The sequence below is a fragment of the Trinickia fusca genome (assembly GCF_003628145.1).
GTDB lineage: Bacteria > Pseudomonadota > Gammaproteobacteria > Burkholderiales > Burkholderiaceae > Trinickia > Trinickia fusca.
This window is the reverse complement of record NZ_RBZV01000007.1, coordinates 158,121-173,571: the sequence shown is the minus strand read 5'-3', so window position 1 is coordinate 173,571 and position 15,451 is coordinate 158,121. Positions and strand designations below refer to the sequence as shown.

Sequence of the window (15,451 nt, the reverse complement as noted above, 5' to 3'; positions counted from 1 at the left end):
AAAAACGAAATTCCCGTTTGACGGGAACGGTGGCGTAGGGAGATTCCCGCACGTGTGGTGCTGTTATTTTGTGTGATGAATTCTCGGCATCCGCGTGCGTTGCGTCGAAGCTGCGGTCAGGCGGAAGTCTCGGGCTTTCGTCATGGATAAGAGTTAGGAATCAGGGGGAGAGCAGTCAGCACGGCGGATTGCGCGTCAGCGCTGTGCCGCCTGTCGATGCTATCGCCGTCCATCGCGACATACCGGCGACTGCACGGGCAACAGAATATCTGTGGCTGGGAAAACCAACCGGCCGCGGTCGTCAAGTTGGCGCTGGCGCAAGTGCAAGCGCCACAGCATCACGGAATAGACGTTCTACCGTTGGGGTGCCCCCCGAGCCTTCGATGCACTGTTGGACGAATTGACCGATACCGTCATCCGTAAGCTGGAACGCCTTCCCAGCATCGGCCGCCTCTTCCTTGAGCGGCCTGCCCGCTCCGTGGAGGTGTGCAACGGCGTTGCTCGTCTGACTAAACAACTCGGCGCCATTGACGAAGGCAGCGAACTGCGCGAGTACGTGATGCCGTACTACCTGCTGCTATATGCGCAGACCAGGGGAACGGTGTATCTGCTTTCGATTCGCCACCAACAGCAACTATCGTTTTATTTGGCAAGCCACTGGCTGGCGTTTTGAGAGCCCCGGAGCGCTCCGGAGCCTGCTCGTTAATTAGGGCGGAAGGCAGCCGAGTCCAACCGCTGGCCGGAAAGGCACGCCGGGTAAGGGTTCTAGGTTTTTCCGTTTTGGCTACCCACACTTCTACCCACAATTGCGTGGGCGCCGTGCTGCGACTAGCCTCCAGCCACCCGTACCCGAGTGCCGTCGATCTGGTTCTCCGATAGCGGGCGGCCTGCGACTGGGCGATCGACTACGCACCACCGGCAATCTCGCACTATCGAAAATCGCTCGGCGATCACAGCCGAAACGATCATCCAGCATTGTCGCCGGAGCGAGTTGGGTACTCGTCGTTCGCTCCTGATCGACGATAGTCGACCCGCATCCGCCGTTCGACACCGCGTGGGCCATACGGCAGCTTTCAAAGTAAAGCAGACATTGCCGTATAGTTACCTTACTTAATCATTCACGCCCCCATCGTGTCAGACTCTAAGAATCCCGAACAAACGAGCGAACGCTCGCGCCTTGCAGAGCAAGTCAGTGCATTGGCGTCTAGCGAGACCGTTCAGACAATGTTCGATGTAGGGCAGCAAGTTCAAGCCGAGGCTAACGACGTTGTACGGAGCACCCTTGCGGTGGAGCATGGCCTATGCACAGCTTTAGTCGGAAGCATTGCTTGGTTTGCAGATGCACTTTATCTGAATCGTTCGGAGCAGCGATTTTTTCCTCCCGATTGGCTCGACCCGACATGTAGCGCGAATCCAGACTTCGCGATGGCGTGCGTACTGTGTCAACTTGCGAATTATGGCCATTCTGTTATTGAACTCGTTTCGAAAGGCCTAGATACGCCTAGTCGAGCGCTGCTTCGCGCAACTTCTGATTTAAGTTACATGGTCGTAGCCCTCTCCGTCGACCGCGAAACATTTCGGAGTTTTTTTCTCGACGATATTTCGTCTCCGAAAGAACACTGGTACAAGTTGTTTTCAAATAAAAAACTCGCTCAACGTGTTGCCCGATCAGACCAATCGTTTGGTTTGCCACAGGAATGGACCCAATACATGCAGGAATTTCGTGACGCGACCGGGGAATTTTTTTCGGAGGCAGTTCATCATTCGCGAGACTCCATACTCATTGGATCTCAGCCGACAGTACCGGGGACAGATCGTGTGGCCTTCGCTCTTTTAGGCGGCCCGCCTAGTGGTTCCAAACATACTCTAACCCATCTCGCCACTGTCCTTAACTATGGCTTAACAACTTTTATTGCCAGTTCATCACGACGACCAGAATACTTTCCTCGGTTTGCACACCAGGAATACTGGGACGCTGGATTGGCTATTCATAAAGAAATTCAGCCCCTATTCCTCCAGATGCTAGCGCAACAGGAAAATTAATTTTGTGGCTGAGTGGCGCGCTACATAATGGCTAAACGCTGCTCGTTTTCGCGGTAGGTTTACATTTCCAGTTTTGTCGTCGCTTGTCGAACGACCGATAGCAGAAGGCAAGCAGACATGTGAGTGCTTTGGTGATGACATATGTGAGCGACAGTTTGTGGCCGACTTCTGCCTGATGCAGTCGGCCGTAGCCTATCCGTGAGCGGCCCTCCCGCGCCCACACTCCACCGCAGATCACAGTCGGTCGCCATTGCAGTCGGCGGCAGAGCGGCATTTGGCACGGCTCAAGAATGGTCAGCAAAAAAGGGGAACCGTTTGCGCAATGCGGAGACAACCACAGCGGAGGGCTCGTCTCGAACGAACTCGCCCTACAAACGCGTCAGGCCCACCGGCTCGCTCCCTGCCCCGGGGTTACCAAATGGTCTTGACGTGTTTGTAGGCGCGAATCTTCTCATCCCGGGTCACCAGCGGCACAGCTAGCTTTCGCGCGGTCGCCACGATCATGCGATCGGCCGGATCCTTATGGAACTCGCCTGGCAAATCTACCGACTTCAGGCCAATTTCGACATCTACAGGCATAAAGCGAACGGCGTCGATCGCAGAGACAGTCGTAAGCCAGCTTGCGACGTCCATCGACAGAACAAGCTTTTCGCGCTCGACGAGCATCGCGATTTCCCAAGCGGTGATCGCCGATACAACGATCTGCCCGCCATCCAGCTCTCGTTCAATCGCCGCCCTGGCTTTTTTGCTCAGCGCGGCGTCTCCGTTTGCCCACCAGACCAGCGCGTGCGTATCAACGACGATCACCGGGCGGCCTCCCACTCAACATCGACCGGCTCGGTCGGGTCGTCATAACGGACCACAGAGCCGCGCAAAACATCTAGCGGATTGCGCTCCTTGCTGCGGTACGGCCGGACTTCCAGCGTCGGCTTGCCGTGATCGGTCACGACGACACTCTCGCCGGACGCTTCCACCAAGCGGAAAAATTCAAGGGCTTTTGCCTTGAACTCGGACTTCGAAACCTGGTTGACTTCCATTGATCCCCCTATAGTCATGTGACCATAGGCACAATCATAACCATAAATGACTACTAAAACAAGTCATTTCCGCGCGCGCTGGCAGATGCCGCTTCAACGGTTCGCCCCAAATCCTACCCATCATCCTGCCCGAAATCGCGCAAGACGGGCAGCGCGCCCGCATGAACCTTGCTATCCGCAAAACCAACTGAAATAAGGGACTTTCTGAGCGCGGCAGAGAACCCAAGAGCCCCGCCGAGACCTTTCCCGGCGGAAGGCCGCCGGAGTCGAACCGACCCGAGAGCGTCTGACGCCCCCAACTGGGTTTGAAGCCCAGCCGCACCACCGGATGCGAATGCCTTCCCCTTCACCCCAACCAACCGTCGAACATCCGACTATCACTACGCAACCGCCGCACCCCACGGCCGAAGCGAGTATAGGCAACGCGATCGAAGAACTCCAAAACCTGAATCGCGCGCTTGCGCCCAAGGTTAGTCACGTCGCGAAACGTGGCCGCCGTGAGCTGGCCGTCACCGTCGCGCATCGTCTGCGCAATCAATTGCGCGACCGTACGCACCGCCTCTCGGTGATAGAAAAGATCGTGCACGACCTGATACACCTCGCCTTGACGCGCCAACTTGCGCAACGTCACACGCACGCGCTCCTCCGGCACATCGACCGTCGCACCCAACTCCCGCACCCAACGCGGCTCGTAACCGCTCTCACGCAGCAGCGGCAACAACCGCTCGGCAAGACACTGCTCATCGACATCAAGGCTAACCGTGTGCCCTAGCAAGTGCAGCCATGGGCCACTGCGCGTGATTTCACCCGCCGCCGTCATCGCGTCGACAAGCGCGCGCCATAGCGCGTCGTCAACAAGCGGCAACGCGATCCGCCTTAGCCGCGCGATGTCCGGGCCCTGCTCGTCGGGCGTACGGGCATGAAACGTCTCGAGTGCCGCAATCACTTGCAGATGCATGCGCCTCCAGCACTCGCGGTGAACGACGTACGCCTCCCCCTCTCCTGCTCCTTTGACCGACACCATCAGCACATCTTCAGCCATCCCGATCGTCCCGATATCACGCCCCGTCAATCGCTCGATCACCGAACACCGAAGACCAGAAGGCGCCTTCGCAACGAGTGCATCAATGCAGCCCGTATCGACCCACTGAGCCAGCGCATCGAGCCACGCACGACGCTCTAACCCGCCACGCTTGCGCGCCGGCCCGAACGGATCGAGCACGCGTCCGCCACCCACCGTGCAGTTCGCCTGCGCATTGCGCACGATGAAGCGATCACCCGTCAACGCGCAAACAGGTTCGTCGAAGACCAGCTGCACGCGCGACGCATGGTCACCGCCACCTAGCAACACCGCATGAGCAACACGATGCAGCGTACCCAAATGCACATGCAACGGTGTCCAATGCCGCAACCTCAAACCAGCATCGGCATCGATCGCAAGCTCAACGTCCAAACGCGTCGAAGCCTCCCGCAGACGAGCGTCGACAATCCAATCACCACGCGCAATACGCTCTTTCTCAACACCCACTAAATTCAGCGCACAACGCTCGCCCGCACGCCCAATCGCCGCAGCGCGATGCTGTGCGTGAATCCCCCGCACACGAACCGGCTCGCCAAGCGGCGCGAGCACCAACATATCGTCGATATGCACACACCCGGCGAAAACCGTCCCCGTCACAATCGTGCCTGCCCCTGGCAACGTGAACACACGATCGATTGCGAGCCGAAACAGCCCGTCGTCGCGTCGGCCTTGCCATGCGAGCGCCTGCTCATGCAAATGCGCATTCAGCGCGAGCACACCGACATCGTCATCACGTGTTGCGTCGACCTCGAAGATCGGCGCTGTCGCCAAAGCCGTGCCCGCGAGCCAAGCACGCACCTCGCTCATCACTTCGCTCCGACGCGCCTCATCAACACGATCGACCTTCGTCAACGCAACGGCTCCATGCTCGATGCCGAGCATGCCGACGATCGTCATGTGCTCACGCGTCTGCGGCATCACGCCGTCGTCGGCTGCCACGACAAGCAATGCGAAGTCGATCCCGCACGCCCCCGCGACCATCGTATGCACGAGCTTTTCATGGCCCGGCACGTCGATGAACCCCAATACCGAACCGTTCGCAAGCGGCACGTACGCATAGCCGAGTTCGATCGAAATGCCACGCTCCTTCTCTTCCTTCAGGCGATCGGTATCGACACCCGTCAGCGCTCGCACGAGCGTCGTCTTGCCGTGATCGATGTGCCCCGCCGTACCGACGATCATCGTCAGCCCACCTCACTCTGCTCCACACATTGCGCGACGAACGCCGCTTCATCGCCCGCCTCCAGGCAACGCAGATCGAGCCACAGTGCTTGATCTGCGATGCGTCCTAGCACAGGCCGCGGCCACGCACGCAAACGCGCTTCGAGTGCCATCAACGCACGACCGCTGCGTTTGCCGGATGCCTCGCGCACAATCAGGCCGGCACTCGGCAGGTTTTGAACCGGCAACGCGCCACTGCCAATTTGGCTCGCCATCATCTGCACACTGACGACATAGCCCGCACCGAGCGCACGTTGCAACACTGGCTGCACCCGTTCAGCGCATGCGCGGATCGCATCTGACGAACGCATCAGCAAACGCAACGTCGTCAGCTGCTCGGCAAGCAATTCGGGAGCTCGATACAGACGCAGGACTGATTCCAGCGCCGCTAACGTCATCTTCCCGACCCGGACCGCGCGCTTGAGTGGATGCATCTTGATCCGCGCAATCAGTTCGGCCGAACCGACGATCACCCCCGCCTGCGGCCCTCCGAGCAGCTTGTCACCGCTGAACGTAACGAGATCCGCGCCTTCGGCCAGCGCTTGGCGCACGGTCGGCTCTCGCGGCAGTCCCCATTGCGCCAGATCGATCAACGTGCCGCTGCCAAGGTCGACGGCAAGCGGTAGACCGTGCGCTTGTGCAAGGGGTGCCAGCTCGCGAAGCGACACCGCTGCCGTAAAACCGCTAACGGCGTAGTTGCTGCAATGCACTTTCATCATCAATGCAGTACGTGGACCGATCGCCGCTTCATAGTCGGCCACATGCGTGCGGTTGGTCGTGCCGACTTCTCTCAGCTTCGCCCCCGCGCTACGCATGATGTCGGGGATGCGAAACGATCCACCGATTTCGACCAGTTCGCCGCGCGACACGATCACTTCCTTTCTGACCGCAAGCGCCGACAACATCAGCAACACGGCCGCCGCGTTGTTGTTGACGACGGTCGCGGCCTGCGCGCTGGTCAGCTCGCAGAGGAGATCGGCAACCAGCTCGTCGCGATCGCCACGGCGGCCCGCTTCCAGGTCGAACTCGAGATTGACCGGCCGCGTCATCGCCTCGACGACGGCATGCACGGCCGCGTCGGGCAGCAGCGCCCGCCCGAGGTTCGTATGCAGCACCGTGCCCGTCAGATTGAAGACGGCCCGCATGCGGCTTCGCGCATCGCGTGCGAGCCGCTCGGTCACGGCCGTGACGAGGCAATCGCGATCAACGGCCATCACCTCGCCCGACGCCATGCCTCGTTGCACTTCCCCACGCCAAGCATCGAGCACTTGCCGCACGGCATCAACTACGCGCGAGCGCCCATACTCGCCGACGAGCGGCGCCACACGCGCCATCGCCATCACGCTGTCGACCGACGGCAGACGAGCAAGCTGTGCCTGCCGTTCGTCGCTATCGGGCGAAGGCGATACTTTGGCGCGCCGGTCGGTCGTGCTCATGTGTCATTCGTCGTCGGCTGCGAGCGGCCACAACAGCGGGTTCGGCGCCGCCCGTCGGTAACCGGCCTCGCTCATCAACAGGTCGAGTGCGAGACTCGCGAGGTCGTCGGCGAGCGGCTCGATGTCGTAGTCCTTCTCCTGGTAGCCGATCTTGCGATAGGTACCGCACGTGTCGCACGATTCGGCCTTCAGCGCTTCGCCGGCGCCTTCGATGCCGTGATAGGCGATGCCCTTGGTGGAATCGCAATGCGAGCACTTGACGCGCACCATGTGCCACTCGGTCGCGCACAAGCCACATTGCAAGTAGCGATAGCCGTGATACGCGCCGCCGATGCGCACGATGCTGGCCACCGGCAACGAGCCGCAAACGGGACACCCCCCCGGCAACTCGACGTAAGGCACGTCGCGCACGTCGAGTCGGCAGGCTGCATCGGTCCACACGACTTGAAGCGCGGCCATGATGAACGGTGCAGCTGCCGCATCGATCTGCTCGAAGCGCAGGTCGAGCACCGCGTCGGCGGCAGCTTCGAGTTCGGCTTCGGGCATCGTGCGCAGCGCATCGAGCAGTTTGCCGAGCGCCGGAGTCACGTCCCCGGCCGCATCGACGCGATCGATGAGCTCCCGCAACACGCCGCACCACACTGCGTCGCGCGGACGGCCCAGCGCCGGCAAGATCGGCATCGAATGCGCTTGTGCCTCTTGCATCGGCATCGTCTCGCGAGCAGGCATGCTGCCGGCAAAGCGCTCGAGCATTTGATGCTGCGCATCGACGAGCGAGGCCATCAGACGCAGGTAGCCGGAAACCGGATGGTGATCGGCGAGCTTGCGCAGGCGCGCCGCCCGGTTGGCGAATACGGTGCTGCGCTCCGGCAAGCTGACGCGCGGAATCGCCGTCCGATCGAGCGCTTCGATCTCGCCAGGCTGAAGAATTCGCTGAATCACGGCATCACCTTGCAAGCGATGACCTTACGGTTGTATGACAAAAAGCGTCGAACGTAAATGTACGTTTACACTGCAAACTTTCATCCGCTTGCCAGGCGCCGCTCATGCTGCCGACCGAAACCGTCACGCTGCACACCGCTCGCCTTGCGCTGCGTCCCTTGCGCGAAGACGATGTGGCATCGCTATTCACCCTGTATTCCGATCCCGAGTTCATGCGCTACTGGTCGTTCCCGGTCATGACGCGTCTGGAACAAGCAGCGGAGTATCTGGACCGGCTCATGCGCCGTGGCAATCCGCCGGCCCATGTCAACTGGGCGATCCAATTGAGTCAGGGCGATCAGAGCGGCGAGCTGATCGGGACGTGCACGCTATTCCACGTCGTAGCGTCATGCCGGCGCGCCGAGATCGGCTTCGGCGTACACCGGTCTCATTGGGGCCAGGGTTACGCCGCGGAAGCGACGCAAGCCGTGGTCGACTATGGGTTCGACACCCTCGGATTTAACCGACTGGAAGCCGACATCGATCCGCGCAATACGGGCTCCGCACGCACACTCGAACGCGCAGGCTTCGTGCGAGAAGGGCTGCTACGGGAGCGCTGGATCGTCGGTGACGAGGTGTCGGACAGCGCGTTGTACGGTCTCATCCGTAGCGATTGGGCCGCGCGGCAGCAAGTGGCCCATCGAAAGCCCGGGATGTGCCCCGCAGACTGATACTCCCGGCCTCCGTCGACGCTACCGAATACATTAGCGCGCCCGACGGAGCGCAGATCGTTATCGTTGAGTTGGAAAGCACGGCGACGACGCATGGGCAAACGGCCCCTCCGAATGTCGGGGCACGACGCCATGCGGATTGGAGGTAGCGTCACGCAGAAGGACTTACGGCGCTACGATCAGCGGACAAATCAATCGAAGTCCAGGCATATCGCGTCCGTCCCGTGTGTGACGCCATGGCATCCGGAGCCGGTATTGCAGGTCGATATGTTCCAGTCGTATTGTCCGGACGAATTCGGACCGCTGACTGGGAAGACCTCTGGATCCGTCGATTGATAGGTGTCGTAATGGCTAATCGCACAGTAGTTGTGCCAGCCGATGTCCCACGTCCCGTCTCCGCTTCCGGGCCAACCGTAGTCGGTCACATGCGTGCTCGACATCAGCCCACGCCATACGCCGGACTGACAAAACAATGGCCCGGTACCGGAGTTCCCCATCATGCCGTTGGACGGGCACGGTTGGCCTACCGTCGCGCCACCGTGCGGTTGAACATAGCTTGCGTCGACGTTGCCGTTGGCCGTGACGTTGCCGTTGGCCGTGACGCTGCCGTTGGCCGTGACGCTGCCGGCCGTCAGCGGTGCATAAGTACTCCCGGCATAGTTGGTCAGCACGGCGCCGCCGTCTGCTTGGATATACGATTGTGAGCCAGCACCCGAGAGCTTGGTGCTACCCACCGTGACGATGGATGTGCCGCCAGGATTTTGAACATTGGCGCCCTCGGCATTGACGGTAGTGGCGTTGACGTTCGTTGCATTGACGTTGGCAGCACTGACATCGTTCGCACTGTTGATGTCATGGGTGCCCATGTTCAACGCGGTCTGCATCGTGTTGAGCTCGGGGTGTCCCGGTACGGCGACACGGTACAGATAGGCGTTGGTCGATTGCACGTTGGTGAACGCGAGCAACGAAGCGAGGTGCCCGCTGCCGGGGTTCGTGTAGTTGGCTAGCGGTAGTTTCCATCCGCCGTAAGCGCCGTTCGCGCTGGCCGGACTCATCGAGGCATCGCCGGCTTGATTGGCGTAAGGCACGAAGCCGCCTTGCGCACCGGCTTGCGCGGCGATCTGCACGAGCTGCCGGGTATTGGAGATCGGCTTACCGAGTTGCGAGGTGACGAGCGATTGCAGTTGCCCTGCCGAAGGCTGCAGCACCTGCAGTTGCCACGTTTGTCCGAACACATTGGTAGGGGAGAAGCCGTTCGGCAGATACCCAGCGGCGATCAGCATCGCAGGCGTGACGGTAACAGGTGAAGTGGCTGTTGCGAGTGTGGCGATGGTCGAGCCATTGTCCTGCACGTACTGCTGGGCGGCCTTATCGAACGTGAGCATCTGGTCCGCCGTGGCCGCCGTTTGCACGTTCGCCACGCCGAGTCTGGCCCAAGTGGTAAAGCCCGCGACCCCGATCATCGATAGGGTGAGTGCAACGATATACCCGAGAATTGCATCCATCGTTTTCTGTCCTCTTAGTTGTGAGCGTTCACGAGGCGATGTCCCTCGTGGAAATGCCAAGCAAGCCGTCTGGCCGCAAGCAATGGGCTGCGACCTTCGAAGAAAGCGCAAGGTGGTGCTCGAGCAGGCGGGATCTCGGTGCGCATGGCAGCCGGCGTTCGGAAGGACATCTGTCGAAACGATGCAAACGGCACGGAGGGCCGACGGTCAATGGTCAGCGGCAGACACGGCCCTCGATCGGATCACGGGGGAGACGTGCACGTGGCAGATCCTGTTACCGCAAGCTCAGGCAGAAGGAATGGGTACGAGAATCGTGCTCTTACAGTCCGTATCAATATATTGATACAAACATATAGACAGTTTATCCCGTACTGTCGTTGCGCGTCCTTTACTTGGGACTGCGTACGCTAGCGCGAGCGGTACGCTTTGACCGATGCGTCAGGCCGCGTGAAAGCCACTCGGAAGTCACTTGATGCTTTCACGAAACCACTTCGCGTGATGACGCCTCGCCCAGCCGAGCGTGACCGTGCCGCGAATCATCGCGCTCACGGAGCCCTTGACCCAAATGGCCGCATACACGTGCACGATGATGCCGAGAATCAGCACGAACGCAGCGACAGCATGCACAACCGACGCGAGACGCACCGTGCCGATCGACAGCTTCCATGCGAAGTACGGCCGCCAGATCCCGATGCCGCTGACGAGCAACAGCAGCAGACATAGCACCAGCACGAAGAACAGGAGCTTCTGCCCTGCGTTGTAGCGGCCCACGTCTGGCAACGCTTCGTCGCGCTTGGCCAGCACGTCGTCCAATTGCGTGAGCCAGCGCACATCGTCGCGATCGAGCAGGTTGTGCCGCGCCATGCGCAACGCCAGTAACAAGAACACAACGAACATCACGATACCGACGAACGGATGCAAAATGCGCGTCCACTGTCCGCCGCCGAACAGCGTCGCGAGCCAGAACATCGCCGGATGGAACATGGCAAGGCCTGACAACGCGAGCAGCACGAACGTAATGGCGGTGATCCAATGCAGCGCGCGCTCGCCGGCCGTATAGCGCACGATCCTGGAAGGAATGTCGCGATCCGCGGGAGTCATGGCCGCTCCTTGCGTTGTTCCCGAATGCGCTGCGCTTCGTCGCGCGCCTTCGCTTCGTCGGCGTCGGAGACTTCGCTGGGCCCGACGCGCACGTAGTGGAAAAAGCCCGCGAGCACGGCAAGCGCCATCGCGCCGAGTGCGATCGGCTTCGATATCCCCTTCCACAACGATACGAACGGACTGATGTGCGGATCGTCGGGCAAGCCGTGATAGAGCGACGGTTGGTCGGCATGGTGCAGCACGTACATGACGTGCGTGCCGCCGACACCGGGCGGATCGTACAGTCCAGCCTTGTCGAAGCCGCGCTCCTTGAGGTCCGCAATGCGTTCGGCGGCGTGGGTCTTCATGTCGTCTTTCGTGCCGAACACGATGGCCCCGGTCGGACACGTCTTCACACAGGCGGGCTCTTGCCCGACCGCCACGCGATCGGAACACAGCGTGCATTTGTAGGCGCGATGGTCCTGTTTCGAAATGCGCGGAATGTTGAACGGACACCCGGTCACGCAGTAGCCGCAGCCGATGCAGTTCTCTTCATGAAAGTCGACGATGCCGTTCGTGTACTGCACGATCGCGCCAGGCGCAGGACAGGCCTTCAGGCAGCCCGGGTCTTCGCAGTGCATGCAGCCGTCCTTGCGAATCAGCCATTCGAGGTTGCCCGAAGGGTTCTCGTATTCCGTGAAGCGCATGACCGTCCACGAGTGTTCGGTCAGGTCAGACGGATTGTCGTAGACACCGACGTTCGAGCCGATCTCGTCGCGCAGATCGTTCCACTCCATGCATGCGACCTGGCAGGCCTTGCAGCCGATGCATTTGGTCACGTCGATGAGCTTGGCGACGGTGCCCGCCGCGGGCTCGCGCACGGACGGCGGCTGCACGGTCGTCGCAGAGCGGCGCTTGATATCGAGCGATTGCATACTCATGGCCGCCCCCTACACCTTCTCGACCTTCACGAGGAACGATTTGAACTCGGGCGTCTGCGCATTGCCGTCGCCGACCGACGGCGTCAGCGTGTTCGTCAGATAGCCCGGCTTCGCGAGTCCCATGAAGCCCCAGTGCAGCGGAATGCCGACCGTCTGCACCTTCTTGCCTTGGATCATCAATGGCTTGATGCGCTTGGTGACGAGCGCCACGGCCACGATGTAGCCGCGCTTGGACGACACCTTCACGCGCTCGCCGTTCGCAATGCCGAGCTCATGCGCCAGATCCTCGCCGATCTCGACGAACTGCTCCGGCTGCAGGATCGCGTTCAGGCGCACGTGCTTGGTCCAGTAATGGAAGTGCTCGGTCAGCCGATACGTCGTCGCCACGTGCGGATACTGCGCGACGGTGCCGAACATCGCGCGATCGTCGTCGAACACGCGCGCGCCCGGATTGCTGACCGCGCGTGGGTTGTGCGGATTGAGCGGGTTGAAGCCCAGCGGATTTTCGAACGGCTCGTAGTGCTCCGGAAACGGTCCTTCGACCATCGCGTCGCGCACGAAAAAGCGCGCCACGCCCTCGGCCTGCATGATGAACGGGCCCATGCCGTTTTCGGGCGGCTCGTCGAGCTTGAAGTCGGGCACATCGGGGCCGCTCCACGTGCTGCCGTTCCACGCGATGAGCTTGCGCGTCGGGTCGAGCGGCTTGCCACTCGCATCGCACGACGCCCGGTTGTACAGCACGCGCCGGTTCGCCGGCCACGCCCAGGCCCAGCCGAGCGTCTGGCCGATGCCCGTCGGATCGTCGTTGTCGCGCCGCGCCATCTGGTTGCCGGCTTGCGTCCACGCGCCGCAGAAGATCCAGCAGCCGCTCGCCGTCGTACCGTCATCCTTCAACTGCGCAAAGCCCGCCAGCTGCTCGCCCTTTTTCACGAGCACCTTGGTGGGATCTTTCGGGTCGGGTAGATCTGCGAGCGCGCAGCCGTTGTATTCCTTGGCAAGCTCCTCGGCCGTCGGGCTCTCGGGATTCGCGTAGAGCCACGAAAGATTGACGATCGGATCGGGATACTTGCCGCCTTGCGTCTGGTACAGCTTGCGGATGCGCACGAACAGGCCGCCCATGATCTCGAGGTCGCTGCGCGCTTCGCCGGGCCCCGCCGCCCCCCACCAGTGCCACTGCAGCACGCGGCTCGAGCTCACGAGCGAGCCGTTTTCCTCGGCGAAGCACGTCGTAGGCAGACGATAGACCTCGGTGTGAATGCGCGACGCGTCGACGTCGTTGTACTCGCCATGGTTCTTCCAGAACTCCGACGTTTCGGTCGCGAGCGGGTCCATGATCACGAGCCACTTGAGCTTGGCCAGCGCCGCAGCAGTCTTGGCCTTGCTCGGCGCAGCCGCCAGCGGATTGAAGCCCTGGGCGATGTAGCCGTTCATCTTGCCCTGGTACATGAGCTCGAGCCCTTGCATCAGATCGTAGGACTTGTCGAGCTTGGGCAGATAGTCGTAGGCCCAGTTGTTGGCGGCCGTCGCCGCGTCGCCCCACCAGGCCTTCATGAGACTCACGAAGAACGCGCGATAGTGCTGCCAGTAGCTGAGCTGATTCGGCCGCAGCGGCTGGAGCGCACGCTTGGCGATGTAGCCCTCGAAGTCTTGTTCCTGCTGCCCGGGCAGTGTCATGTAGCCCGTCAGCAGGTTCGACATCAAGCCGAGATCGGTCAGCCCCTGGATATTGGAATGGCCGCGCAGCGCGTTCATGCCGCCACCCGATACGCCAATGTTGCCCAGTAGCAGCTGGACCATCGCCCCCGTTCGGATCATCTGCGCGCCGACCGAGTGGTGCGTCCAGCCGAGCGCATAGAGGATCGTCGCGGCGCGCTGCGGCACGGCGGTCGAGGCCAGCATCTCGCAGATCTTCAGGAACTGCTCGCGCGGCGTGCCGCATGTCTTCTCGACCATCTCGGGCGTGTAGCGCGCGTAATGCGTTTTCATCAGGTTGTAGACGCAACGCGGGTGCTGCAACGTCGCATCGACCTTCACGAAACCGTCGTCGCCGCGTTCATAGTCCCACGTCGACTTGTCGGGGTAGCCGTGCTTGCTCTCGTCGTAACCCGAATACAGACCGTCGACGAATGTGAAGTCCTCTCGCACGATGAACGACATGTCCGTGTAGTCGCGCACATAGTCGTGCTGGATCTTGTCGTTGGTCAGCAGATAGTTGATGACGCCACCGAGAAAGACGATGTCGGTACCGGTGCGGATCGGCGCATAGACATCGGCAACCGACGCCGTGCGCGTGAAGCGCGGATCGATGACGATGAGCCGCGCCTTGCGATGCGCCTTGGCCTCCGTCACCCATTTGAAGCCACACGGATGGGCCTCGGCCGAATTGCCGCCCATCACGAGAATCACGTCGGCATTCTTGATGTCGACCCAGTGATTCGTCATCGCGCCGCGGCCGAACGTCGGGGCAAGACCTGCCACCGTCGGGCCGTGTCAGACACGCGCTTGATTGTCGAATGCCAGCAGCCCCAGGCTGCGCGCCGTCTTGTGCGTCAGGTAGCCGACTTCGTTGCTGCTCGCCGATGCGGCCAGCATGCCCGTCGTCAGCCAGCGGTTGACCTTCAGGCCGTCGTCGGTCGTCTCGATGAAATTCGCATCGCGATCCTCTTTCATCAGCTTCGCGATGCGGTCGAGCGCGTCATTCCACGAAATGCGCTGCCAACGGTCGCTGCCGGCCGCGCGGTACTCGGGGTAGCGCAGACGGCTTTCGCTGTGGATGAAGTCGATGAGCGCCGCGCCTTTCGGGCACAGCGTGCCGCGATTGACGGGATGGTCGGGGTCGCCTTCGATGTGAATGATGCTGGGCAGCGCGTTCTTCGCGTTGTCGCCGAGGCCATACATCAGCACGCCGCAGCCGACCGAGCAATAGGGGCAGGTGTTGCGCGTCTCGGTCGTGCGCAGCAGCTTGTACTGCCGCACCTCCGCTAACGCATCGGCCGGCGAAAAGCCCAACAATACGAGGCTCGAACCGGCAAGGGAGGACGCCGTCACTTTGAGGAACTGGCGTCGGGACATCTGCAGCATGGCCTCCTCCTCGATTATTGGGTCGTTTTGGAGTGCTTAGAAGTGTAGGCGGCGCGCGCCCGATCCGCGAATAGCGGTCATGCTGCGGCGCGATACGCAGTGTGCGCGAGCCGACATACAGGCACCAAAGCGCTGGTTGGTCGACGAAGCACCCCGCGCTGCCGCGCCCATGCATGCGAATGAATTGATGCGTCGCAACATAATCAACAGATAATCAATCGTTCGCCGACGCCGTCCATTTATGGGATTTTTATGCCCATTGTTGGGAAAATTCACATTCCATTGCACGCAAATTGGGAATAACACGCGCGCGCGCCACCAATATTACGAATCTGCCAATTCAATGTTTCGGTACGCGCAATAATTACTTATGC

12 protein-coding genes and 1 tRNA gene are annotated in these 15,451 nt (G+C 61.1%); 3 read left to right on the top strand and 10 right to left on the bottom strand.

The window, feature by feature from the left end; translation table 11 throughout:
• The first annotated feature begins 391 nt into the window (after positions 1-391).
• Entirely contained in the window at positions 392-673 is a 282-nt protein-coding gene (locus D7S89_RS17520) for a type II toxin-antitoxin system RelE/ParE family toxin (RefSeq protein ID WP_245983006.1), read from the top strand.
• A 458-nt stretch (positions 674-1,131) separates the two neighbouring features.
• A complete protein-coding gene (locus D7S89_RS27215) occupies positions 1,132-2,043 on the top strand; it encodes a hypothetical protein (protein ID WP_147426700.1) in 912 nt (303 codons plus the stop codon).
• A gap of 411 nt (positions 2,044-2,454) precedes the next feature.
• Here the strand turns inward: D7S89_RS27215 and D7S89_RS17515 are convergent, their stop codons facing one another.
• From D7S89_RS17515 to fdhE, 6 genes are all read right to left on the bottom strand, one after another.
• Positions 2,455-2,850: a type II toxin-antitoxin system VapC family toxin gene (locus D7S89_RS17515; protein WP_121279485.1), complete on the bottom strand. Its 396-nt coding sequence runs from the start codon at positions 2,848-2,850 to the stop codon at positions 2,455-2,457.
• Positions 2,847-3,080 carry a type II toxin-antitoxin system Phd/YefM family antitoxin gene (locus tag D7S89_RS17510; RefSeq protein WP_121279266.1) on the bottom strand — a complete coding sequence of 78 codons (234 nt, stop codon included), beginning with the start codon at positions 3,078-3,080 and terminating at the stop codon, positions 2,847-2,849. The genes D7S89_RS17515 and D7S89_RS17510 overlap by 4 nt, the downstream gene beginning before the upstream one ends.
• A gap of 250 nt (positions 3,081-3,330) precedes the next feature.
• Positions 3,331-3,423 (bottom strand) — tRNA-Sec (locus tag D7S89_RS27500).
• A 3-nt stretch (positions 3,424-3,426) separates the two neighbouring features.
• Positions 3,427-5,343, bottom strand: coding sequence for a selenocysteine-specific translation elongation factor (gene selB / locus D7S89_RS17505; protein WP_121279264.1), 1,917 nt, complete (start codon positions 5,341-5,343; stop codon positions 3,427-3,429).
• A gap of 2 nt (positions 5,344-5,345) precedes the next feature.
• The gene (gene selA, locus D7S89_RS17500) at positions 5,346-6,818 is read right to left on the bottom strand and encodes an L-seryl-tRNA(Sec) selenium transferase (protein WP_121279262.1); all 1,473 of its coding nucleotides are present in this window, start codon (positions 6,816-6,818) and stop codon (positions 5,346-5,348) included.
• Positions 6,819-6,821: 3 nt separating this feature from the next.
• Positions 6,822-7,760 carry a formate dehydrogenase accessory protein FdhE gene (fdhE, locus tag D7S89_RS17495; RefSeq protein ID WP_121279483.1) on the bottom strand — a complete coding sequence of 313 codons (939 nt, stop codon included), beginning with the start codon at positions 7,758-7,760 and terminating at the stop codon, positions 6,822-6,824.
• 104 nt (positions 7,761-7,864) lie between these two features.
• Between fdhE and D7S89_RS17490 the strand changes: the two genes are divergently transcribed.
• Positions 7,865-8,470, top strand: coding sequence for a GNAT family N-acetyltransferase (locus tag D7S89_RS17490; RefSeq protein ID WP_121279260.1), 606 nt, complete (start codon positions 7,865-7,867; stop codon positions 8,468-8,470).
• 191 nt (positions 8,471-8,661) lie between these two features.
• Here the strand turns inward: D7S89_RS17490 and pilV are convergent, their stop codons facing one another.
• The 4 genes from pilV to fdnG all read right to left on the bottom strand — a co-directional run bounded on the left by pilV (position 8,662) and on the right by fdnG (position 15,077).
• On the bottom strand, positions 8,662-9,975 hold the full coding sequence (gene pilV, locus D7S89_RS17485; RefSeq protein WP_121279258.1) for a shufflon system plasmid conjugative transfer pilus tip adhesin PilV: 1,314 nt from the start codon (positions 9,973-9,975) through the stop codon (positions 8,662-8,664).
• A 465-nt stretch (positions 9,976-10,440) separates the two neighbouring features.
• Positions 10,441-11,076 (bottom strand): formate dehydrogenase subunit gamma, encoded by a 636-nt coding sequence (locus D7S89_RS17480; RefSeq protein WP_121279256.1) that lies wholly within the window; start codon positions 11,074-11,076, stop codon positions 10,441-10,443.
• Complete coding sequence (fdxH, locus tag D7S89_RS17475) at positions 11,073-11,996, bottom strand: formate dehydrogenase subunit beta (protein WP_121279254.1); 924 nt, start codon at positions 11,994-11,996, stop codon at positions 11,073-11,075. The genes D7S89_RS17480 and fdxH overlap by 4 nt, the downstream gene beginning before the upstream one ends.
• A gap of 9 nt (positions 11,997-12,005) precedes the next feature.
• Positions 12,006-15,077: a formate dehydrogenase-N subunit alpha gene (gene fdnG, locus D7S89_RS17470; RefSeq protein ID WP_147426699.1), complete on the bottom strand. Its 3,072-nt coding sequence runs from the start codon at positions 15,075-15,077 to the stop codon at positions 12,006-12,008.
• Positions 15,078-15,451 lie beyond the last annotated feature (374 nt).

Coding starts and splice junctions, on each gene's coding strand:
- D7S89_RS17510 (WP_121279266.1), bottom strand. CDS start 3,080: ATGGAAGTCAACCAGGTTTCGAAGTCCGAGTTCAAGGCAAAAGCCCTT.
- selB (WP_121279264.1), bottom strand. CDS start 5,343: ATGATCGTCGGTACGGCGGGGCACATCGATCACGGCAAGACGACGCTC.
- D7S89_RS17490 (WP_121279260.1), top strand. CDS start 7,865: ATGCTGCCGACCGAAACCGTCACGCTGCACACCGCTCGCCTTGCGCTG.
- fdxH (WP_121279254.1), bottom strand. CDS start 11,996: ATGAGTATGCAATCGCTCGATATCAAGCGCCGCTCTGCGACGACCGTG.
- selA (WP_121279262.1), bottom strand. CDS start 6,818: ATGAGCACGACCGACCGGCGCGCCAAAGTATCGCCTTCGCCCGATAGC.
- pilV (WP_121279258.1), bottom strand. CDS start 9,975: ATGGATGCAATTCTCGGGTATATCGTTGCACTCACCCTATCGATGATC.
- D7S89_RS17480 (WP_121279256.1), bottom strand. CDS start 11,076: ATGACTCCCGCGGATCGCGACATTCCTTCCAGGATCGTGCGCTATACG.